Source organism: Arthrobacter sp. Z5-13 (assembly GCF_056499105.1).
Window position 1 is genome coordinate 2908338 of sequence record NZ_CP096460.1, and the last position, 21677, is coordinate 2930014.

The following is a 21677-nucleotide window of genomic DNA, read 5'->3' on the forward strand; positions in this document are numbered from 1 at the left end:
CTTGCCTCGGGCCCTACGCTTTGCTAGCTCTGCGCTTTACTGCTAGCCCTGCCCCTTACTGCAGGTTTAGGGCCGTACGGCTGGAACGCCTGCAGGCCAGGGCAGAAGCTCCGGGAGATCGACACCATCAGCGGCCGCCGAAGCCCGGAGGCTGCCCAAAGACGGAGTCCTGCCGGCAAGCCATGCCGCAATATCGGTCAGCATTCCGCTGATCACCGTTGTTTCCCCTCCGGAACCAAGGGGAAGGGGAGGCAAACCGAGCGGCTGGAACACAAACCGCTGATTTTCGGGAACCCGGGGAGCCAGGAAATCAAACAAGTGCCCGCAAAAGGTCCTGCTCCAGGTCTCCGGACCGCGGCCCATACCGAGGTCAGCGGCGTGGATGGTGAGTTCACGCCAGAGGGCCAGGCCGCCGTCGTACACCACACCGCTGCGGTACGTGATGGGAGCCTGCCATCCTGTTTCCCTCACGCCGTCTGAAGCGTCCAAGCCGTCGAACGCCTGCAGGACCCGGTCCAGAGCGGCATAGAGCGCTGTCCGGTGTTCCGACAAGGATCGACTTGCCGCCATGTCGATCGCCTGGTTCCGCCCATCCATGCCGCCGTCATACAGTTCCACCGTCTCGCCACGGGATGCGTACTCCAGTTGGCGGGCCATGGCGTTGGCTATGCCGCTGATGTGTGCCAGCACGTGTCCCCGGCTCCATCCCGGAAGTTCCGAGGCTGCAGGAACGTCCTCTTCTTTCAGTTTTGCGGCAAGCTCGCGCACGACGTCGGCAGCCTTGTGGAGCTCTACGAGGAGATCGTCCGTTTTGATCGTGGTCATGGCGCCCATCCTAAACGCGAGATGGCACTTCGCGGCAGTTATCCCGAAGAACACTGCCGTGAAGTGCCATCTCGCGCGGCGGATTGGTTTCCGTCAGCCGGCGTAGGCCCTGACCTGTGAAACTTCCACTTCCAGGGCTTTCAGCTGGCGTTCGACGGCGGCCGGCGCCGTCCCGCCCTGCGAGTTCCGGCTGTTGAGCGAACCTTCCGTGCTGAGGACGGTCCGCACCTCGGGCGTGAGATGCTCCGAGATGGTGGCATACTCCTCGTCCGTCAGGTCCCAGAGTTCGACGCCGCGGCTCTCTGCCTGTTTGACGGCGGCGCCGGAAAGCTCATGCGCTTCCCGGAACGGAACGCCCTGGCGCACGAGCCATTCGGCAATGTCGGTGGCGAGCGCAAAGCCCTGTGGAGCCAGCGATTCCATCCGCTCCTTGTTGAATTTCAGGGTGGCGATCATTCCTGAGACTGCCGGAAGCAGCAGCTCCAGGGTGTCGGCGGCGTCAAAGACCGGCTCCTTGTCCTCCTGCAGATCGCGGTTGTATGCGAGCGGCAGGCCCTTGAGCGTGGCTAAAAGCCCGGTCAGGTTGCCGATCAGGCGCCCCGCCTTGCCGCGAGCCAGCTCGGCAACGTCCGGGTTCTTCTTCTGCGGCATGATCGAGGATCCGGTGGAGTAGGAATCATGCAGCGTGACGAAGGAGAACTCCTTGGTGGCCCACAAAATCACTTCCTCCGAAACCCGTGAAAGGTCCACTCCGATCATGGCCGTTACCCAGGCGAACTCGGCGAAAACATCACGGGAAGCGGTGCCGTCGATCGAGTTGTGGGTGGCGGAGAAGAAGCCAAGGTCAGCCGCAACAGCTTCCGGGTCCAGTCCCAGGGAAGAACCCGCCAAGGCTCCGGAACCGTAGGGTGAAACGCCTGCCCGCTTGTCCCAGTCCTGGAGACGCTGCACATCACGAAGCAGGGCCCAGGCGTGGGCCAGGAGGTGATGGCTGAGGAGGACCGGCTGGGCATGCTGCAGATGGGTGCGGCCGGGCATAGCCACGCCCTGGTGCACTTTGGCCTGATCGACGAGGGCGTCAATGGTGGCCAGCACGCCGCGTGCGATGATGCGGGCGTGGTCACGCAGGAACATCCGGCCCAACGTTGCCACCTGATCGTTGCGGGAACGTCCGGCCCGGAGCTTTCCGCCCAGCTGCGTTCCAGCACGCTCAATCAGCCCGCGTTCCAGGGAGCCGTGAACGTCCTCGTCTGATTCAGCGGGCAGGTAGGCCCCTGAAGCCACGTCCTCGTCGAGCTGTGCCAGTGCAGCCAGCATGCCTTTGAGCTCGGCATCGTCCAACAGCCCGGCCTTGTGGAGCACGCGGGCGTGCGCCACCGAGCCGGCGATGTCGTAGCGGGCCAGCCGCCAGTCAAAGTGGGTGGACTTGCTCAGGGCCGCCAGGGCATCGGCGGGGCCGCCGGCAAAACGGCCGCCCCACAGTGCACCTTCATTCGTCCCCGAACGAGCCCCAGCCTCGCTGCGCTCGGCAGGGGGCCCCTGCGTCTGTGGGCCCATCCCGGTCACTGTCCCGCGACGCGGATGTCGCGGCCCGAAGCAACCTTGGCGGACATGCCCCACAGCTCGATGAAGCCCCGCGCCATGGACTGGTCGAAGGTGTCGCCGGTGTCGTAGGTGGCGAGGTCGAAGTCGTACAGCGAGGTCTCGGAGCGGCGTCCGTTGACGATCGCCTGGCCGCCGTGGAGTACCATGCGGATGTCACCGGAGACGTACTTCTGGGTGTCTTCGATGAAGGCGTCAAGGGAGCGCTTGAGCGGGGAGAACCACTGGCCGTCGTAGACCAGTTCGGCCCAGCGCTGGCCAACAGTGGCCTTGAAGCGGGCCTGCTCGCGTTCGATGGTGATGTCCTCGAGGTGCTTGTGGGCCGTGATCAGGGCCATAGCGCCCGGTGCCTCGTAGATTTCGCGGGACTTGATGCCCACCAGGCGGTCCTCGACGACGTCGATGCGGCCCACACCCTGGGCGCCTGCGCGGCGGTTCAGTTCCTTGATGGCCTGCAGCGGGGTGACCTTGACGCCGTCGATCGCTACGGGGACTCCGGCCTCGAAGGAAATGGTGACCTCATCCGGGGCCGACGGGAACTCCGGGGTGGCGGTGTAGTCGTAAATGTCCTTGGTGGGTGCATTCCAGATGTCTTCCAGGTAGCCGGTTTCGACGGCGCGTCCCCAGACGTTCTGATCGATCGAGTACGGGTTCTTCTTGGTGGTCTCGATCGGCAGGCCCTTTTCCTCGGCGAAGGCAATGGCCTTGTCGCGGGTCAGGGCGAGGTCGCGGACGGGGGCGATGCACTTCAGGTCCGGGCCGAGGGTCTGGATGCCCACCTCAAAGCGGACCTGGTCGTTGCCCTTGCCGGTGCAGCCGTGCGCAACGGTGGTTGCGCCGAATTCACGCGCGGCCTTGACGAGGTGCTTGACGATGACCGGACGCGAGATGGCCGACACCAATGGGTAGTGCCCCTGGTAGAGGGCGTTTGCTTTCAGCGTGGGGACGCAGTACTCGTTGGCGAACTCGTCGCTCGCATCGGCAACGTACGCTTCGACGGCGCCACAGCCCAGCGCGCGCTGGCGGATGGTCTCCAGCGACTCGCCGCCCTGTCCGACGTCGACCGCCACAGCGATGACCTCGGCACCGGTGGCTTCACCGATCCAGCCGATGGCTACGGAAGTATCAAGGCCACCGGAGTAGGCCAGCACAATACGCTCAGTCACGGAAATGCTCCTCAGTTGTGTTTGTTGTTCTTGTTTGTTGGTTAGCCGCCTGGTGGTCGCACGGCTGGTCTGCTTACAGCTTAGGGGTCCGCCCGCTAAACCTCATTGGCCTGCTTCGTCGGCCAATCTAAGGAACCGGGCGGCAAGTTCGGCTCCGCCTTCAGGATCACGCGCCACCAGCATGACGGTGTCGTCCCCGGCGATGGTTCCGAGGATGGAAGGCATCACCGAATGGTCGATAGCCAATGCCAGGAAGTTGGCTGCCCCCGGTGGCGTCCTGAGCACCACGATATTGGCTGATGCCTCGGCAGTGACCAGGAGTTCCCCGCATAGCCGCGCGAGTCGGCTGTCCAGGATTTCCTGGGTAACTCCGCTCTTTGCCGCCCGCTCCCCGCCCTCGCCGGGAACTGCGTAAACCAGCACCCCTTCCTTGCCTCGGACCCTGACGGCTCCGAGTTCGACGAGGTCACGGGACAGCGTTGCCTGGGTGACCTGGACGCCATCGTCCGCCAGCAGTGCTGCCAGCTCTGCCTGGGAACGTACCGACTCCCCCGTCAGGATCGCGATGATGCGAGCCTGCCGGGCGGTCTTCGTGGCGGGGCTGGCGCCAGGTGTAACCGAGGGAACGGACACTAATTGCCGTCCCTGGTCACCGGCGGGAGGCCTTCCACAACGGCCAGTCCGGACTGGTGCATCAGCCAAGCCATCAGCGCCTTCTGGGCGTGGAGCCGGTTTTCCGCCTCGTCCCAGACGATCGATTGAGGACCGTCGATAACTCCTGACGAGATTTCGTAACCCCTGTAGGCGGGCAGGCAATGAAGAACGACGGCGTCAGGGGCCGCGTGCTGCATCGCAGCCTCATCCACGGAGTACTCCCGGAACAGCTGCAGCCGGGCTTCCTTTTCGGCTTCCTGCCCCATGGATACCCAGGTGTCCGTGGCGACGACATCGGCTCCAGCCAACGCTTCGGCCGCATCGGTAGTGATGAGGATCGAACCGCCGGTCTCACCGGCCCGCTTCTCGGCGGCGGACACAATGTCGGCTGATGGCAGGTAGCCTTCGGGGCCTGCGATGCGGACGTGCATTCCGGCAGTGACACCAGCCAAGAGGTAGGAGTTGGCCATGTTATTGGCGGCGTCACCGAGGTAGCTCATGGTGAGGCCCTTGAGCTCGCCCTTATGTTCCTTCACTGCCAAGAGGTCGGCCAGGAGCTGGCAGGGGTGGTAGTCATCGCACAGGGCGTTGATGACCGGAACGCTGGAGTTCTCTGCCATGGCAACCAGTCCGGAGTGCGCCCCTGTTCGCCACACGATGGTGGAGACCATGCGCTCGAGGACTTTGGCGGTGTCTTCCACCGATTCCTTGTGGCCGATCTGCGCTTCGCCCGGGTTGATGATCAGCGCGTTGCCGCCCATGTCTGCCACCCCTGTGGCGAAGGAGACGCGTGTCCGCGTGGACGTCTTGTCGAAGATCACCGCAACGGTCTTGCGGCCGCTTCCTTCTCCCGCGAACGGCTGGGCGCTGTAGGGCGCGGCCTTCAGCCGAACGGCAAGATCCAGCACCTCAGCCTGCTCCGCAGCCGTGAGGTCGGTGTCCTTGAGGAAATGGCGCGTGGTGGTCACTGGGCGTCCTTTGCGATGGTGAGGAGCACGGGGAGAGCTTGGATAAAGCGGTCGGCCTGCTCGATGGTTAGAATGAGCGGCGGTGCCAGGCGGATGGTCCGCGGACCCGGGCTGTTGATGATGAACCCGTTCGCCAGGCCGGCTGTGACCAGCGCAGGAGCGACGTCGGCGTCGAGGTCGAAGCCGATGAGGAGCCCTTCGCCGCGCACTGCAGTAACGCCGTCAACGCCGGCCAGTGCCAGGCGCAAATGCTCCCCCACCGAGCGGACGTTTTCCAGGATCCGCTGATGCTCCAGCGTGTGCAGCGTCGCCAGGGCGGCCGCCGTCGCGACAGGGTTTCCACCGAAGGTGGTTCCGTGCTGCCCGGGTGTAAGGAGCGACGACGTCTGCTCGCCGAACGTGATCAGTGCACCAACCGGGAATCCACCGCCCAACCCCTTTGCGAGGGTTATGGCGTCAGGCACGATGCCTGCGTCCTCGCTCGCCAGCCATTTTCCCGTCCGGCCGATACCGGTCTGGACTTCGTCGAGGATGAGGAGTGCACCTGCCTTGCTGGTTGCTTCCCGGGCGGCCTGCAGGTAGCCGGGAGGCAGTGGCCGGACACCCGCTTCACCCTGGATGGGCTCCAGGAACACAGCGGCCACGGACTCATCAATGGCGTTCAGAAGCGCCTCCACGTCACCGAACGGGACGTGGACGACGCCGGCCGGCAACGGCTCGAAGGGCGTGCGGTACGCTTCTTTCGCCGTAAGCGCCAAGGCGCCCATGGTCCGTCCGTGGAAAGCACCCTCGAGCGCGATGATCTTGGTGCGCGGAGTTCCTTCCGTGCCAGTGTTGCGGCGGGCCAGCTTGAAGGCGGCCTCGTTCGCTTCGGTGCCGGAGTTCGCGAAAAACACCTTCGAACCGGCCGGAGCCTTGGTGAGTGCCAGCAGCTTCTCCGCCAGCGCGATCTGCGTGGGACTGGTGAAGAAGTTGGAGACGTGGCCAAGCGTTGCAAGCTGGCTGGAAATCACTGAGGTAACGAAGGGGTGGGCATGGCCCAGGGCATTGACCGCGATGCCGCCCAGCAGGTCAAGGTACTCCTTCCCGTCCGCGTCCCAGACGAGGCAACCGGCCCCGCGGACCAGGACCCGCTGGGGAGTTCCGAAGACGCCGATAAGGGAGGAAGAATAGCGCGCCAGCCATTCCGCACCGCTGCTGTGGGCGGCGACGAGCTCCCGGATCGGAGAGGACTCCAGCTCCGCTGGTTCTGGTGCAGCTTGACCCGGTGTTGCCTGTTCCGGAGTCTGTCCTGGCACAGTGTGTCCAGTGGCATTCTCAACAATGTTCATGCGTTTGTGTCCTCGTCCGAAACAACCTGGGTGCCGATGCCTGCGGTAGTAAAGGTTTCCAGCAGCATGGAATGCGGAAGCCGTCCGTCAACGATGTGCGCTTGTCCCACGCCGCCATCGACAGCCTTCAGGCATGCGCCCATCTTGGGAATCATCCCTGATTCCAGCGACGGCAGAAGCTTGCGGAGTTCGGAGGCCGTCAGCGAAGAAATCAACGAGCTCCGGTCGGGCCAGTTGGCGTAGAGGCCTTCAACGTCGGTGAGGATCACGAGCTTTGAGGCGTCCAGCGCCTCTGCCAAGGCGGCAGCGGCTGTATCAGCGTTGACGTTGAGGACCTGGCCGGTGGTCTGGAACCCGGCGCCGTCGTCGGTAATTTCAGGAGCAACAGTGGAGATGACCGGAATGCGGCCAGCCGCCAGAATGTCCAGGATGCCTTCGGGATTCACCCCTACAACTTCCCCCACCAGGCCAAGGTCCACTTCTTCGCCGTCCACAACTGTCCCGGTGCGCACAGCCCGCAGCAGTCCGCCGTCTTCGCCGGACATACCCACGGCATAGGGCCCATGGGAGTTGATGAGGCCCACAAGCTCGCGGCCCACCTGGCCTGTCAACACCATCCGGACCACGTCCATGGCTTCAGGGGTGGTGACGCGCAGGCCACCCTTGAATTCCGACTCGATGCCGAGGCGGCTAAGCATCGCGTTGATCTGCGGACCGCCTCCATGCACCACCACCGGGTGGATTCCTACGTGGTGGAGGAACACCACATCCTCAGCGAAAGCCCGGCGGAGGTCCTCGTTGACCATGGCGTTGCCGCCGTATTTGATCACCATGGTGGTGCCGGCAAAGCGCTGGATCCAGGGCAGCGCCTCGATAAGGGTTTCTGCCTTACTTTGGGCAGCACTGGTGGCTGTAGATTCGCGGGTCTGCGTGTTCATTACTGCTGTCTCTCCCTAGCTGGAGTAGGCGCTGTTCTCGTGAACGTAGTCGTGAGTGAGGTCATTGGTCCAAATGGTGGCTTCGGCGCCGCCGGCCTGAAGGTCGATCTCCACCAGGACTTCGCGGGGCTCAAGGTCCACAAGTCCGCGGTCCTCCCCGATGCTGCCCTTCTGGCAGATCTGGACACCGTTCATGGAAACGTTGAGCTCATCCGGGTCGAAAGCAGCATCGGTGGTGCCAACGGCGGACAGCACGCGCCCCCAGTTGGGGTCCTTACCGAAGATCGCTGCCTTGAAAAGATTGGAACGGGCGACGGCGCGGCTCACGATTTCGGCGTCCCGCTCGGTTTCGGCGTTGAACGTCCTGATGGCGATATCGTGGCTGGCGCCTTCGGCATCGCCGATCAGCTTCCGGGCCAGTTCAGCGCAGACCTTCGTCAATCCTTCACCGAAGTCCTCGGCACTGGGGACGGCTCCGGAAGCACCGGAAGCCAGCAGTACCACCGTGTCATTGGTGGACATGCAGCCATCGGAGTCTGCGCGGTCAAAGGTGACCTTGGTCGCGTCGCGGAGGACGACGTCGAGCATTTCTGCCGGGACGTCCGCATCAGTGGTCAGCACCACCAGCATGGTGGCGAGTCCGGGTGCCAACATGCCGGCCCCCTTGGCAATGCCGCCGATAGCGAATTCATTGCCCTCGGCATCCTGGCCGATGAAAACCGCCTGCTTGGAGACGGAGTCTGTTGTCATAATGGCCGTTGCGGCTTCGGAGCCGCCCTCGTCGGCTAAGGCAGCCACAGCGGAGTCGATCCCCGGCACGAGTTTGTCCATGGGCAGCTGCTCCCCGATGAGGCCAGTGGAGCAGACGATAATGTCGGTGGCGGACAGGGACAGCGCTTCAGCCGTCTTCTCCGCCGTCGTGTGCGTGTTCTGGAATCCCTGCGGCCCGGTGCAGGCGTTCGCTCCACCGGAGTTGAGGATCACGGCGTCGACCCGACCGTCCTTGATCACCTCGCGGGACCAATGAACAGGTGCAGCGGCCACGCGGTTGCTCGTAAATACTGCCGCTGCCGCCTTCGAGGGGCCGTCGTTGACCACCAATGCGACATCCGGCTTGCCGGAAGTTTTCAGACCGGCTGTGACTCCGGAAGCGCGGAACCCCCTGGGTACGGTGATGGTCACGGTGCGACTCCCTGCAGGTTGAGGCCGGCGGTCTCTGCGAGGCCAAGGGCAATGTTCATGGACTGTACTGCGCCGCCGGCTGTCCCCTTGGTGAGGTTGTCCAGAGCACACGTGATGATGACGCGGTTGGTGTGCTCGTCGAACGCCAGCTGCATGGCTGCGTGGTTGGATCCCACAACGGACTTGGTGGACGGCCACTGCCCCTGAGGAAGCAGGTGAACGAAGGGCTCGTCGTCGTATGCATCCGCCCAGGCACGCCGAAGGTCCTCAGCGGAAACGCCGGCGCGGACTTTCGCCGTGGCGGTGGTCAGGATGCCGCGGCTCATTGGAGCCAGGGTGGGAGTAAAGGAGACAGTCACTGCTTCGCCGGCAGCCTTGGACAGGCCCTGCTCAATTTCCGGCGTATGCCGGTGTCCGCCGCCCACACCGTAAGGGCTCATGGAGCCCATGACCTCCGAACCGATCAGGTTTACTTTTGCCGCTTTTCCGGCACCGGATGTTCCCGAAGCCGCGACAATAACGACGTCGTCAGGCTGCAGCACGTTGTTCGAGAAGCCGGGGGCGAGGGCCAGGAGGGCGGACGTCGGGTAGCAGCCCGGGACGGCGATCCGCTTCGCCCCCTTGAGTGCCTCGCGCTGGCCCGGAAGTTCCGGCAAGCCGTAGGGCCAGGTCCCGGCGTGGGTGGACGCGTAGAACTTCTCCCAGGCGGCCGAGTCTTCCAGCCGGTGGTCAGCACCGGCGTCGATCACCACGGTTCCCTCCGGAAGCCTTGCGGCAATCTCGGCGGACGCGCCGTGCGGGAGCGCCAGGAAAACGACGTCGTGTCCCGCCAGGTTCTCGACGGTGGTGTCTTCCAGTATCCGGCTCGCAAGGCCATGGAGATGCGGCTGCAATTCACCTAGTCTGGAACCGGCGTTGCTGTGCGCTGTGATTGCCCCGATGGTTACGTCGGGGTGAGCGGCAAGCAAACGAAGCACTTCGCCCCCGGCGTAGCCGCTGGCCCCTGAGACGGCAACAGAAATAGTCATGTTGCCACCCTACAGCAAAAGTATGCATATGTCTCGATATTTATGCAGGCTGGTTCGACTTTCGTAGACAGCTCGAAAGCAGTCAAACGGCGATAGACCCTGACCGGACAGCGTATGCTGAGTGGAGGGTGATCCAGACCGTGCAGGCCGAGTGTCGGATGCAGCGTTGCCCGTAACAGTGGCGAGGCAGACATTTATGACCCCAACCATCACCTCGGAGCGCCCGAAATCACGTGTTGTGAAGGCAAACCCGGTCGTTCAAAGCTATTCCGAACTCTTGAAGAGCGTGAAAGCGGCAGGCCTGCTTGAGCGCCGTGTCGGTTTTTACATCACAGTCTTCTCAAGCCTTGTCCTGCTGATGACCGCAACGTGGTTCGGCTTCGCCCTGATCGGTGACAGTTGGTTCCAGCTCCTGATTGCCGCAGCCTTGGGTGTCCTGTGCACCCAGCTGAGCTTTCTGGCGCATGAGGCGGGCCACCGGCAGATCTTCGCTTCCCGCCGTGCCAACGACTGGGCGGCACGGCTGCTCGCAACATCTGTGGCCGGGATGAGTTACTCCTGGTGGGAACAGAAGCACGGTGCCCACCACAATCATCCGAACGTGATCTCCAAGGATCCGGACATAATGGACAGCCCCATCGCTTTCCACGTTGAAGAATCTGCCTCCCGCCAGGGACGGCTCTCCTCCTTTCTGACCCGTAAGCAGGGCTGGTTTTTCTTCCCTCTTCTCCTTCTTGTGGGACTGGGCCTCCAGATTGATTCCGTCAAGTTCGTCTTCCGCCGCGCCAAGGTCACGCACCGTTGGGTCGAGCTACCCATCCTCGTCGTCCGGCTAGGCGTCCTTCCCGTTCTTGCCTTCTCATTCCTCCCCCTTGGAATGGCCTTTGCCTTCCTCGCTGTTCAACTCGCGGTTTTCGGTTTCTACATGGGCGCATCATTCGCCCCGAACCACAAAGGCATGCCCGTGCTGCCGGCCAACAGCCGGGTTGACTTCCTCAGCCGCCAGGTCCTGACATCCCGCAACATTTCAGGTGGCCGTTTCATGGATATCCTCCTGGGCGGACTCAACCGCCAGGTGGAACATCACCTCTTCCCCGACATGGCCCGCCCCCAGCTTCACCGCGCAACCGCGATTGTCCGGCAGTACTGCGACAAGCACGGGATCCCCTTCACCGAGACCACCCTGCTTCAGTCCTACGGGATCATCGTGCGTTACCTCAACGACGTGGGACTGGCAGCCGGGCGTCACTTTGAATGCCCCATGGCCACGGTTACCCGCAGGTACTGATACCCGCTTCACCGGCTCCTGCTTCACCTGCGCCTGCCTCACCGAAGTCGAGTTCGGCTTCGCTGTGGCCGTCACAGGTCCCTAGGATGGGATTCACGACCCCGGCACAGGAAGTCCCTGCCCGGAGAAGGAGTTCCCATGACGCACGCCATCCTCGCCCAGCAGCCCGGCGGACCTGAAGTCCTGGAATACGCGGAGGTTGAACGCCCGCAACCGGGGCCCGGCCAGGTGCTGGTCAAGGTCGCCGCGGCAGGCGTCAACTTCATCGACACCTACCACCGCAGCGGCACGTACAACGTCCCCTTCCCGTTCACCCCGGGCTCCGAAGCCTCAGGTACGGTTGAGGAGCTCGGCGAAGGAGTCAGCGATCTTGCCGTGGGAGACCGCGTAGCAACGGCAGAGGGCTCCCGCTGCTATGCCAGCTATACCGTGCTTGATGCCGCCAAGGCCCTGCCCGTGCCGGACAACGTTGATGACCTCACAGCGGCCGCCCTGCCGCTACAGGGCATGACTGCCCATTACCTGATCAATTCGTCCTTCAGGGTGGAGCCGGGCCACACCATACTGACGCACGCCGGAGCCGGCGGCGTGGGCCTGCTGCTGATCCAGCTGCTCAAGGAGAGAGGCGCCCGCGTCATCACCACCGTCTCTTCGGATGCAAAAGAAGAACTGGCGAGGGAAGCCGGCGCGGATGAGGTGCTGCGGTACGTCGGCTTTCCGCACCACGTCCGTGAACTGACCGGCGGCACAGGAGTGGATGCCGTTTACGACGGCGTCGGCCGCAACACCTTTGATGGCTCGCTTTCGTGCCTGCGCACCCGGGGTTCGCTGGTGCTTTTCGGGGCAGCCTCCGGCCCGGTGCCACCCTTTGACCCGCAACGGCTCAACGCCGCAGGCTCTCTGACACTCACTCGCCCCTCCCTGGCTCATTTCCTGAGCAACCCGCAAGAACGCCGTTGGCGCTCGGGGGAAATATTCGCCGCCGCAGCCAACGGAAACCTCAAGGTCCGGGTTGGCACCACCTATCCGCTGCAGGATGCCAAGCAGGCCCACAGCGATCTCGGAGGCCGTCACACCACAGGGAAGGTGCTGCTGGTTCCCTAGCAGGCCAAGCCCCGGGACGTGCACCTCGTTCCGAACGCAGAAGATCCCCGCATGCTGTTGCGGGGATCTTCTGTATTCAGTGTCAATCCTGAGGCGGCTTAGCGCTGAACGGCACCAAACCGGCTGGCGGCCAGGGCAACAGCGCTCGCACGGGCAGCCGAGGCCTCTTCTGCTGTCAGTGTGCGGTCAGCGGCGCGGAAGCGGAGGCTGAAGGCCAGAGACTTCTTGCCGTCCTCAATGCCTTTGCCTGCATAAACATCGAACAGAGCGACATCCTCAAGCAGTTCCCCGGCACCTTCGCGCAGTGCGGACAAGACGTCGTCGGCGGGCACCTCTTGGGCCACCACGAGTGCTACGTCCTGGGTGGCTACCGGGAACGTCGAGATGTGGCGGGCCACGATGACATCAGCCGCAGCCTCGAACAGGGCGTCGGCATTGATCTCCAACGCTACCGAGCGTTCAGGCATGTCCTGGGCCGCAAGCAGCTTTGGATGAAGCTCGCCGGCGTAACCCACAACTTCTCCGGAACGCAGAGACAGCAGCGCTGCACGGCCCGGGTGGAAGGCCTGATGCCTTCCCTGGCTGATAACCAGTTCCACACCGAGAACGTCACCGGCGAGGCGTGCAATGTCCAAAGCATCTGCCCAGTCCCAGGGACGGGGCGTGTGATTGGCGGCCGCCGGTGAATCCTGTCCGGTCAACACAGCAGCGATGTGCAGCGGCTGGTCCGGAACGCCGTCGTACAACCCATCCAGCACCTCATCGGCAGGTTTGACGCCGAGCGGCGGTATGGAAGCTGTCCCAACGTCGCCTGCTGGCAGGAACACCAGCCCGGCTTCAAAAACAGCGAGGTCGCGGAATCCCCGTGAGTGGTTGCGCTTGGCTGCCTCGATCAGTCCGGGAAGGATGGACGTCCGCAGGAATCCCTGTTCCTCGCTGATGGGGTTGGCCAGCTTAACTGCGGAACAGGCGGCCCCTTCCTCGGGGACGCCAAATGTGTCGTTGGCCGCCTTGGAAACAAACGGGTAGGCAAGTACTTCAGTGAGCCCGGCATCGGCGAATGCCTGGATGAGCCTCCGGCGCTGCTGCTGCACACGGGTCAGGCCGCGGCCTGGCGGGGCTATCGGAAGTGTTGCGGGGATCTGGTCGTAGCCCACCAGACGGGCGATCTCCTCTGAGAGATCTTCCTTGGTTTCCAGATCATTCCGCCAGCTGGGCGCTGTAACCCGCCAGCCGCCGTCGTCCTTCTGAACGGAAGCGCCGAGGTCTTCCAGGGAGGTGACGATCTGTTCTTCAGTGAAGTTGATACCGATCCGCTCGGCGGCGAAAGCAGCCGGCAGGGCAATAGACACGGCGTCCGGTGCAGTTCCGACGTCGGTGCCGGCCTCGTCAGCGGTGCCCCCCGCAAGCTCCACGAGCAGGTCGACGGCGCGCTGGGCGGCGATGTTCGCCACCTGCCAGTCGACGCCGCGCTCAAAACGCTTCGAGGCTTCGGACGGCAGCTTGTGGCGACGACGCGAGCGGGCGATCGAGACTTCCTCGAAGTGCGCTGCCTCGATCAGCACAGTTGATGTGGCCTCAGAGACTTCAGTGGAGGCACCGCCCATGACGCCCGCGACGCCGATTGGGCCTGAACCGTCCGTGATCAGCAGATCCTCGGGATCAAGCCCGCGTTCCTTGCCGTCGAGAGTGGTGAGCTTCTCCCCCGCCACCGCACGCCGGACCACGATCTCACCTGACAGCTTGTCCTGGTCATAGAAGTGCAGGGGCTGTCCGAGCTCGAGCATCACGTAGTTGGAGATGTCTACGGGCAGGGAAATCGAGCGGATTCCTGCCAGGCGCAGTCTGGATGTCATCCACGGCGGCGTTGGCCTGCTCGCGTCAACACCATGCACAGTGCGGGTGACGAAACGGTCGCAGCCTGGTTTGCCGTAGATCGGGGCGTCGTCGTTGAGCTTGACGCCGTAGCCGCCGGTCAGCTCCGCGGGTGCCTGCACCTTGGCAGCAGGGTCCGTGAAGGCAGTTCCTGTAGCGTGGGCGTATTCGCGGGCAACACCCCGGATGGAGAATGCATAGCCACGGTCAGGGGTGACGTTGATCTCGGCGGCTTCGTCGTAGAGCCCCAGGAGCTCCATGGCGTCCGTGCCGATTTCCGGGTCAAGGCCAATACGGGACAGAACCAGGATGCCGTCGTGATCCTCGCCGATACCGAGTTCGCGCACGGAGGCGATCATCCCGGCCGAGAGGTGGCCATACGTCTTGCGTGCCGAGATGCGGAAGTCGCCCGGCAGCACAGCACCGGGCAGGGTGACCACCACCTTGTCCCCTTCGACGAAGTTGTGGGCACCGCAGATGATGCCCTGGACTCCGGACGGATCAATGCCTTCACCGGTGAGGGTCTGTTCCTGTCCCTCCGGGACAACACGGACCTGGCACCAGTTGATGGTCTTGCCGTTGGACTGCGGTTCCTTCACAAGGCTGAGCACCTGGCCCACCACAATGGGACCCTGAAGGGTGTCGGTAGGCCGGTGGACTGCTTCTTCTTCAAAACCGACCTTGACCAGCTCGGCCATGACGTCCTCGGCCGTTGCTCCGGCCGGTACCTGCGCGAATTCACGCAGCCAGGAAAGTGGGATACGCACTGTTAGATCTCCATCCCGAAGTGCTCGCTGAAACGTACATCGCCTTCGATCATGTCGCGCATGTCGCCCACCTCATTACGGAACATGAGCGTGCGCTCGATGCCCATGCCGAAGGCAAATCCTGAATAGAGGTCCGGATCGATGCCGGCCGCCCTGAGGACGTTGGGGTTGACCATGCCGCAGCCGCCCCATTCGATCCAGCGCGGGCCGCCCTTGGCACCCGGGTGCCAGATATCCAGCTCGGCAGAGGGCTCGGTGAACGGGAAGTAGTTGGGGCGAAGCCGGATCTGGGCTTCGTCACCGAACATCTGCCGGGCAAAGTGCTCCAGGGTTCCGCGGAGGTCCGCCATGCTGAGGTTCTTGTCGATGGCAAGGCCTTCGAACTGGTGGAACACAGGGGTGTGGGTGGCGTCCAGTTCGTCGGTGCGGAACACCTTGCCGGGGCACAGCACATAGATGGGAAGATCGCGTTCCAACATGGAGCGAACCTGCACGGGCGAAGTGTGCGTGCGCATCAGGAGGTGGGCTTCGGGGGGCTCCACGAAGAATGTGTCCTGCATTTCGCGGGCGGGGTGGTCCGGCTTGAAGTTAAGGGCGTCGAAGTTGAACCACTCGGATTCGACTTCGGGGCCTTCGGCAATTTCCCAGCCCATGCCAACAAAGATGTCCGCGACCCTGTCCTGCAGGGTGGACAACGGATGACGGGCACCTGCCCGACGACGGCGCGGTGCTGCCGTGACATCCACCGTTTCCTCTATAAGGATCCGTGCGTCGTTCTCTGCCTCAAGCTCAACAGCGCGGGCCGCGAGCGCCTGGTTGACCCGTCCGCGGGAGGAACCCATAAGCTTCCCGGCCACGGCTTTCTGATCCTTCGGCAGGGAGCCGATTTCGCGGTTGGCAAGGCTCAGGGGCGCCTTCTCCCCTGTATGGGCCAGGCGCACGGCCTTGAGCTCCTCAAGGGTGGCCGCGGCGGCAATGGCGGCAATGGCGTTTTCTACGGCGGCAGTGATGGCAGCTTCATCCAGAGGGTTCGGGATGGCAGCGTCCGGCAAAGTTTCAGTCATCTACTGTTCTTAGCTACGAGTCGGATGGCGTCAGTGCCTGATTGCGCCGGGACGTGTTGCCCGGCGAAAATCGCTGCACTGACAAGCTGTTCGACGGCGCCAATGAAGGTCCCGGCAAAACAACAAAGGGCAGGGCACACCGGATTTCGTCCGGAACGCGCTCCTTCCCAGTCTAGTAGAGAGCAGCGGTTGGCCTGAACCCGGCCGATCAGTTTGCTCCGTTCGCTACCATGGCCACATGACGCCAGCACAGCGGCTCCGGCAGGTTGCCAATCTGCTCAACGGATCGAGCATCCTGGGCCTGTTGCTGGCACGCTCCGCAGGATGCGGCATCAGTAAGGGACCACGTGGGCTGGTGATCGCCACCGGCTATCGTCCCCGCTTGCCCGTTGCCGGGGCGTTCGCGGTGGGGAACGTGGTGCTCTTTCGCTGCGATCCCGGGCAGGTCCTGGGAAACCCGGTCCTTCTTGGGCACGAGGAGCGGCACTGCACGCAGTATGCGTGGTGCCTCGGCCTGCCGTTTCTTCCCTTGTACTTCCTCGCGGCCGGCTGGTCCTTCCTTCGCACCGGAAGCACGGGGAGCGGCAATATCTTTGAACGGATGGCAGGACTTGAGGCCGGTGGATATGTGGAACCACCTGGCCGCCGCCGGACCGGAAACCGGAACATGACCAGGAATCGCCGCCGGATCAATGGAAGCGGCAAGCCCGGTCGAAGCAGGCCTGCCTCGACGTGGTCCGGCCAACAAGAGAAGTGAGGCATAACGGTGAAGAAGGATCCCCGCACAATTTCAGTCACGGGCGTCGGCATGGCGGAAGCTGCGCCAGACCTGCTGACCCTGTCGATCGGCGTCGACTGCCACCGCCAGGATGTTGCTGCCGCGTATGGTGACGCGGGAAGGCTATCAGGGGAGATTGCAGCTGCGCTCCGCCAATTCGGCGTAGGCGCCGCGGACATCAGCACCACCGGCCTGAACGTCAGGGCCGATCTGGTCTGGCAGGAGGGCCGCGGGCAGACCGTGACGGGCTACATTGCGAGCAGCATCCTCCAGGTGCGCCTTCGCGACTTCGCGCGGTCCGCCGAAGCAATCGCTGCAGCCGTTGAAGCCGGTGGCAACGATGTCCGGCTCAACGGATTGGAACGTGGCTTCGCCGATCCTGCGGTTGTCCAGGCACGGGCAAGGGAAGCTGCCTGGAAAGATGCCCTGGCAACAGGGCAACAATATGCGGCACTCTCGGGAACGGTGCTTGGCAAAGTGGTTTCGCTTACGCAACAGCCGGCGTCGTCAATGCCGATTCCCGTGGTGAAAATGGAGCGTGCCGTAGCCGCGGACTCGCTGACAGTGGAAGCCGGAGAATCCAGCCTCAACGCTCACCTTAACGTCGTATGGGAACTGCGCTCTGCTGACTGAATCCAACTTCCATTCTTGACTTTTGTTCGAACATAGATTCGAATGGATGTATGAGATGGGACGCACAAGCAATCACTCCGATTGCTGAAGACGGAGGCAAGGATGCCGCGCCCGCAACCGCATCATCCGGCGCTTTGTTGCCCCTCGCGGGGCTCGTCCGGTCTGTGACCACGCCGGAATTTGCGAGAATTACCTTTCACGAAGTGGCCGCTAAATCCGTCCTCAATAAGGTACCGACCGGATCACGGATGCCCTTCGAATGGACCATCAACCCATACCGCGGCTGCAGTCACGCCTGCGTCTACTGCTTTGCCCGCAAATCCCACACTTACCTGGACTTCGACGCTGGCCTCGACTTCGACAGTCAGGTGGTTGTGAAGATCAACGCAGTGGAGGTCCTCAAACGGGAGTTGGCCAAGCCCTCGTGGGGGCACCATCAAGTGGCGCTCGGAACCAATACGGACCCCTACCAGCGGGCTGAGGGACGCTATCAGCTTATGCCGGGCATCATCGGGGCGCTGGCGGACTCGGGCACCCCCCTTTCCATTCTCACCAAGGGCACCCTGCTGGCCAGGGACATCCCGCTGCTCAAACACGCCGCAACGCAGGTGCCCGTAGGCGTCGGCATCTCACTGGCCATGACAGACGAGAAACTGTCCGAGGCGATTGAGCCTGGAACGCCTGGTCCCCGGGCACGCTTGAAGCTGGTCACGCGGCTGCGGGAGGCAGGTCTGCCGTGTGGAGTGATGGCAATGCCCATTCTTCCGTGGCTTTCCGATAGCGACGAGGCATTGGACCACCTCTTCAGTTCGCTGGCACAAGCTGGCGCAACCGGGGTTACCGCCGGGGCGCTATACCTGAAACCGGGAACAAGAGAGTGGTTCATGAAGTGGATCGCGGCTTATCATCCCGAACTGGCAGGCAAGTATGGCCGCCTTTACGCCTCAGGCTCCTATGCGTCCAAGGAATACCGGAGCTGGCTTGCAGGGAGGGTCAAATACTTCAAAAAGCTGCATGGCTTCTCGGACACTTCAGGGTTCAGCCATAGAGACATGGAGACCGGGACCAATCAGGACGCAAGCGTTGAGTCGAAGGGCACGCTTGACGCCAGGGACGAAGAAGCCCAGTATCCTGCTGGCCTCATTCCCGGACCAGATGCGGAAACAGCCGCCCGCGCCCGTCGGCAAAGCAAGACCCCCTCGCAGGCTACGTTGTTCTGATTCCACCTGCGGACTGACGGGCCACCGTTTCCAACAGCCTGCGGACGATCGGAAGATCCGCCGGAATCCAGGGAAGGTCCAGCACTTGACCTTCGGACCCGAGTTCCACCCAGCGCAATTCGTCGTGGTCCTCCAGTGGGGCCGGGACGCCCTCAGAGATCTCGGCGAACCACACCCGCATTGAGGCATTGGAGTTCAGTGGCCACCCGTCGTCCGAGTCTGAGAAAAGCTCCGAACCCAGGCGCACTCCGATACCGAGTTCTTCCCTCAACTCGCGATGCAGCGCGTTCTCTGCCGCCTCGCCAGCTTCCACTTTGCCGCCGGGGAACTCCCACATACCGGCAAATTTCGGCGGCGAGGTACGGCGGGCGCTGAGCAGCCGCGTCGGCTCTTCAAGCGAATCCACGACGGCGGCGCCCACCACTCTGATCAGTCCAGTCACCGCATCAGTCTATGGGGGACAATGGAGAAGCAGCTGCTCGGCCTTACTGGGAATACCGCACACTCCGTCGGGGTTATGCGCAAGCAGCTAAAATCTGATTTATTGGTGCCGTTGCCGCGCCTTCCGCCGTTGTCTCTTGAAAAGCAGGCTTATGTCCGTCGTCACCACCGTCCCCGCCGTCAAGCCCAGGCTCAGCAGCAGGCAGCTTGCTTGGGCAGTCTTCTCGCTCGCCATGGGTGGTGTTGGCATCGGGGTGACGGAATTCACCGTGATGGGCCTGCTGAAGGAAGTGGAGGTTGGGCTCAACATCAGCACTCCTGAGGCAGGTCACCTGATCTCGGCCTATGCGCTGGGCGTGGTCATTGGAGCTCCGCTGCTGGCCGCTGTGGGTGCAAAGCTTCCGCGCAAGCACTTGGCCATGGGACTCATGCTTTTCTTCAGCCTGGCCAACCTGACCTCATTTATTGCCCCTGACTACGGCACAATGCTTGTCTCCCGATTCGCTGCCGGGCTCCCCCATGGCGCATTCTTCGGCGTCGCAGCCGTTATCGCTGCTTCCCTGGTGGCACCGACAAAACGCGGGTGGGCAATCTCCATGGTGATGTCCGGCCTGGCCATATCCAACGTGGTAGGCGTTCCATTCGCAACATGGCTGGGCCAGACATTCGGCTGGCGCCTGCTGTTCGTCTTGGTAGGAATAATCGGTCTGGCCACCCTCGCGTGCCTCTGGAAAAACGTCCCGTTTGAACAAGCTCATGCCGATGCGAGCATCCGCAGGGAATTGGGCGCGCTGAAGCGCCTTCAAGTGTGGCTGGCCATCATGATCGGCATCGTCGGCTTCGGTGGCTTCTTTGCGACTTACACGTACATTGCCCACACCATGACATCGGTGGCAGGAATTCCGGCATCGCTTCTGCCGGTGGTTGTTGCCCTTTACGGTCTCGGGATGGTTGCCGGAAATATTGTCGGCGGCCGGATCGCAGACAGGTCAGTGATGGGCACCATCTATTGGGTGCTGCCGGGGATCGCCGTCGCGCTGGTGGTCTACGCAATTGCCGCCCACTGGCCGTGGTCCGCGTTCGTTATGGTGTTTGTTGTTGGCGCCGCAGGCTCTCTGCTCATCCCGGCGCTCCAGACCCGGCTGCTCGACGCATCGCCGGATGCCCCCTCGCTTGCATCATCGCTGAACCATGCCGCCCTTAACGTCGCCAACGCCTTAGGTGCATTCCTTGGCGGCCTTGTCATCGCCTGGGGCTGGGGTTACGTAGCACCTGCTTTGGTGGGCGCAGTCCTGGCCGTCCTGGGTTTGGGGGTAGCGCTGCTAAGCGGCCTCCTCGAACGGAAAAGGCCGCTAACGGCTTAGCCTGCCTCAGGGTAGGAAGGCGCCTAATACACCGCGAGGGCGTCCCCCTTCAGGCAAAGGTAAGTCTGCTGACAAGGTACGGGTGGTGTGTTAGCTTGAAGCCATATTCGGGAGCTGTAAAGGAATCCCGACGAATATGTAGGAGGAGAAATGGGCTTTTTAGGCTGGATCATTCTCGGACTCATTGTTGGAGCAATCGTTAAGGCAGTAATGCCAGGGCGGGTCGGCGGGGGCTGGGTAACCAGTCTTGTGCTCGGCGTCGTCGGCGCGATTGTTGGAGGCTGGATCGGCGATCTTCTGTTTGGCGGTGGCAGGATGGAGTTCTGGAACCTTGGTTCCTGGATCCTCGCAATCGTCGGCGGCCTCGTCGTAGCAGGCATCTACGGCGCCATCACCGGCCGCAACAAGACCACTACATAATCAATCGAATTACAGCCGCTGACGGCAGAACGTCAGGGCGCGCAAGAAGAGGCGGGACTCACCATCAGGTGGGCCCCGCCGCAGTTTTAGCCACTGCTCCCTGCTAGGCGGCCGAGCCGCCGCCCAGCCACTACCCCGGCTGTTGCGACCGGGCACTCGCATAGAGGCAGACGGTAGCGGCGGTGCCCAGATTGAGGCTCTCCGCTGCCCCGTAGACCGGCACGGCCACCCGGTGATCAGCCAGGCCAAGCTCCTCCTCAGACAAGCCTTGGGCTTCATTTCCGAAGAGCCAGGCTGTGGGTCGTTCCAAGTGGTAGTCAGAGGGGCTCTCGTCCAGCCCGAGCCGGCGGGCTGCGTTTTGGTCCTGCAGTTTGTCCAGGTTCAGCTGTCCGTAGCCGTCCGCAGCCAGGATTCCGATTCCACGCGTCCGGCATTGATCCGCGAAGTCCTGGACATCGACGCCAAGCACAACAGGCAGGTGGAAGAGAGAACCCGCCGTCGAACGGACGGCCTTTGGGTTGTAGATGTCCACGCTGGACTGGGTGAATACCACGGCGTCGGCCCCGGCTGCATCGGCCGCCCGCAGCACCGTTCCCGCATTTCCGGGGTCCCTGACCTGGCACAGAACAGCGATCAACCGCGGTGAAGCCTCGAGAACGGATTCAAGGCTCACATCAATGAAGCTGCAGACGGCAATAATCCCCTGCGGATTGACTGTGTCTGCCATGGCCGCCAGGACTTCATCACTGGCAAGCCTGGCGTTGGTGCCCTCTGCGAGGTCGTCGAACTCGGGGTAACGGTCCAGGCACGCCTCGCTGGCGAAAACTTCCTGCACCATGCCCGGCTCACCCCCCGCAATTCGCTTGGCTTGGAGGACAAGAGCCTCCCGGACGGCCTGCGGCCCTTCGACAAGGAACTGCTCCCGCTTTAAACGGGCCGGGCGCCCTGCAAGCTTTGCCACATCCCTGACCCGATCAGCTCGGGGATTAGAGAGTGGAAAGACTTGCGGGCGCCCGGTTTCGTTCATAC

General features: G+C 63.1%; 20 protein-coding genes. 7 read left to right on the plus strand and 13 right to left on the minus strand.

Annotated features, from left to right (window positions below; translation table 11 throughout):
- Nucleotides 1–66 precede the first annotated feature (66 nt).
- The 9 genes from M1E02_RS13685 to argC form a co-directional block, all read right to left on the minus strand.
- Entirely contained in the window at nt 67–825 is a 759-nt protein-coding gene (locus M1E02_RS13685; protein ID WP_479374792.1) for a maleylpyruvate isomerase family mycothiol-dependent enzyme, read from the minus strand.
- Between the two features lie 93 nt (nt 826–918).
- Complete coding sequence (gene argH / locus M1E02_RS13690) at nt 919–2382, minus strand: argininosuccinate lyase (protein ID WP_479374793.1); 1464 nt, start codon at nt 2380–2382, stop codon at nt 919–921.
- A gap of 5 nt (nt 2383–2387) precedes the next feature.
- Complete coding sequence (locus tag M1E02_RS13695; protein WP_479374794.1) at nt 2388–3593, minus strand: argininosuccinate synthase; 1206 nt, start codon at nt 3591–3593, stop codon at nt 2388–2390.
- 102 nt (nt 3594–3695) lie between these two features.
- Entirely contained in the window at nt 3696–4226 is a 531-nt protein-coding gene (locus M1E02_RS13700) for an arginine repressor (RefSeq protein WP_479374795.1), read from the minus strand.
- Nucleotides 4226–5215 carry an ornithine carbamoyltransferase gene (gene argF, locus M1E02_RS13705; protein ID WP_479374796.1) on the minus strand — a complete coding sequence of 330 codons (990 nt, stop codon included), beginning with the start codon at nt 5213–5215 and terminating at the stop codon, nt 4226–4228. The genes M1E02_RS13700 and argF overlap by 1 nt, the downstream gene beginning before the upstream one ends.
- Nucleotides 5212–6546: an acetylornithine transaminase gene (locus M1E02_RS13710; RefSeq protein ID WP_479374797.1), complete on the minus strand. Its 1335-nt coding sequence runs from the start codon at nt 6544–6546 to the stop codon at nt 5212–5214. Before M1E02_RS13710 ends, argF begins: the two co-directional genes overlap by 4 nt.
- Nucleotides 6543–7484 (minus strand): acetylglutamate kinase, encoded by a 942-nt coding sequence (argB, locus tag M1E02_RS13715; RefSeq protein ID WP_479374798.1) that lies wholly within the window; start codon nt 7482–7484, stop codon nt 6543–6545. Before argB ends, M1E02_RS13710 begins: the two co-directional genes overlap by 4 nt.
- Nucleotides 7485–7499: 15 nt before the next feature.
- Nucleotides 7500–8666 (minus strand): bifunctional glutamate N-acetyltransferase/amino-acid acetyltransferase ArgJ, encoded by a 1167-nt coding sequence (argJ, locus tag M1E02_RS13720; protein ID WP_479374799.1) that lies wholly within the window; start codon nt 8664–8666, stop codon nt 7500–7502.
- Nucleotides 8663–9694 carry an N-acetyl-gamma-glutamyl-phosphate reductase gene (gene argC, locus M1E02_RS13725; RefSeq protein WP_479374800.1) on the minus strand — a complete coding sequence of 344 codons (1032 nt, stop codon included), beginning with the start codon at nt 9692–9694 and terminating at the stop codon, nt 8663–8665. The genes argJ and argC overlap by 4 nt, the downstream gene beginning before the upstream one ends.
- 196 nt (nt 9695–9890) lie before the next feature.
- On the opposite strand from argC, the gene M1E02_RS13730 reads away from it, so the two are divergent.
- Both M1E02_RS13730 and M1E02_RS13735 read left to right on the plus strand, forming a co-directional pair.
- On the plus strand, nt 9891–10982 hold the full coding sequence (locus M1E02_RS13730) for a fatty acid desaturase family protein (RefSeq protein ID WP_479374801.1): 1092 nt from the start codon (nt 9891–9893) through the stop codon (nt 10980–10982).
- A 138-nt stretch (nt 10983–11120) separates the two neighbouring features.
- On the plus strand, nt 11121–12086 hold the full coding sequence (locus tag M1E02_RS13735; RefSeq protein WP_479374802.1) for a quinone oxidoreductase family protein: 966 nt from the start codon (nt 11121–11123) through the stop codon (nt 12084–12086).
- Between the two features lie 98 nt (nt 12087–12184).
- Here the strand turns inward: M1E02_RS13735 and pheT are convergent, their stop codons facing one another.
- Both pheT and pheS read right to left on the minus strand, forming a co-directional pair.
- On the minus strand, nt 12185–14728 hold the full coding sequence (pheT, locus tag M1E02_RS13740; protein WP_479374803.1) for a phenylalanine--tRNA ligase subunit beta: 2544 nt from the start codon (nt 14726–14728) through the stop codon (nt 12185–12187).
- A 2-nt stretch (nt 14729–14730) separates the two neighbouring features.
- Nucleotides 14731–15792 (minus strand): phenylalanine--tRNA ligase subunit alpha, encoded by a 1062-nt coding sequence (gene pheS / locus M1E02_RS13745; RefSeq protein ID WP_479374804.1) that lies wholly within the window; start codon nt 15790–15792, stop codon nt 14731–14733.
- A 238-nt stretch (nt 15793–16030) separates the two neighbouring features.
- On the opposite strand from pheS, the gene M1E02_RS13750 reads away from it, so the two are divergent.
- Genes M1E02_RS13750 through M1E02_RS13760 form a run of 3 tightly spaced genes read left to right on the plus strand, consistent with a single transcriptional unit; the run spans nt 16031 to nt 18423 of the window.
- Nucleotides 16031–16549 (plus strand): hypothetical protein, encoded by a 519-nt coding sequence (locus M1E02_RS13750; protein ID WP_479374805.1) that lies wholly within the window; start codon nt 16031–16033, stop codon nt 16547–16549.
- A gap of 9 nt (nt 16550–16558) precedes the next feature.
- Entirely contained in the window at nt 16559–17203 is a 645-nt protein-coding gene (locus M1E02_RS13755; protein WP_479374806.1) for an SIMPL domain-containing protein, read from the plus strand.
- Between the two features lie 50 nt (nt 17204–17253).
- Nucleotides 17254–18423: an Rv2578c family radical SAM protein gene (locus M1E02_RS13760; protein ID WP_479374807.1), complete on the plus strand. Its 1170-nt coding sequence runs from the start codon at nt 17254–17256 to the stop codon at nt 18421–18423.
- Here the strand turns inward: M1E02_RS13760 and M1E02_RS13765 are convergent.
- A complete protein-coding gene (locus M1E02_RS13765) occupies nt 18410–18865 on the minus strand; it encodes a (deoxy)nucleoside triphosphate pyrophosphohydrolase (protein WP_479374808.1) in 456 nt (151 codons plus the stop codon). The genes M1E02_RS13760 and M1E02_RS13765 overlap by 14 nt on opposite strands.
- Before the next feature lie 151 nt (nt 18866–19016).
- Here M1E02_RS13765 and M1E02_RS13770 point away from each other — a divergent pair, with 151 nt between their 5' ends.
- Nucleotides 19017–20228, plus strand: a complete 1212-nt coding sequence (locus M1E02_RS13770) for an MFS transporter (RefSeq protein WP_479374809.1) — start codon at nt 19017–19019, stop codon at nt 20226–20228.
- A 150-nt stretch (nt 20229–20378) separates the two neighbouring features.
- The gene (locus M1E02_RS13775) at nt 20379–20648 is read left to right on the plus strand and encodes a GlsB/YeaQ/YmgE family stress response membrane protein (protein ID WP_247048690.1); all 270 of its coding nucleotides are present in this window, start codon (nt 20379–20381) and stop codon (nt 20646–20648) included.
- A gap of 130 nt (nt 20649–20778) precedes the next feature.
- Here the strand turns inward: M1E02_RS13775 and M1E02_RS13780 are convergent, their stop codons facing one another.
- The gene (locus M1E02_RS13780; protein WP_479374810.1) at nt 20779–21675 is read right to left on the minus strand and encodes a TrmH family RNA methyltransferase; all 897 of its coding nucleotides are present in this window, start codon (nt 21673–21675) and stop codon (nt 20779–20781) included.
- Between the last annotated feature and the right edge of the window lie 2 nt (nt 21676–21677).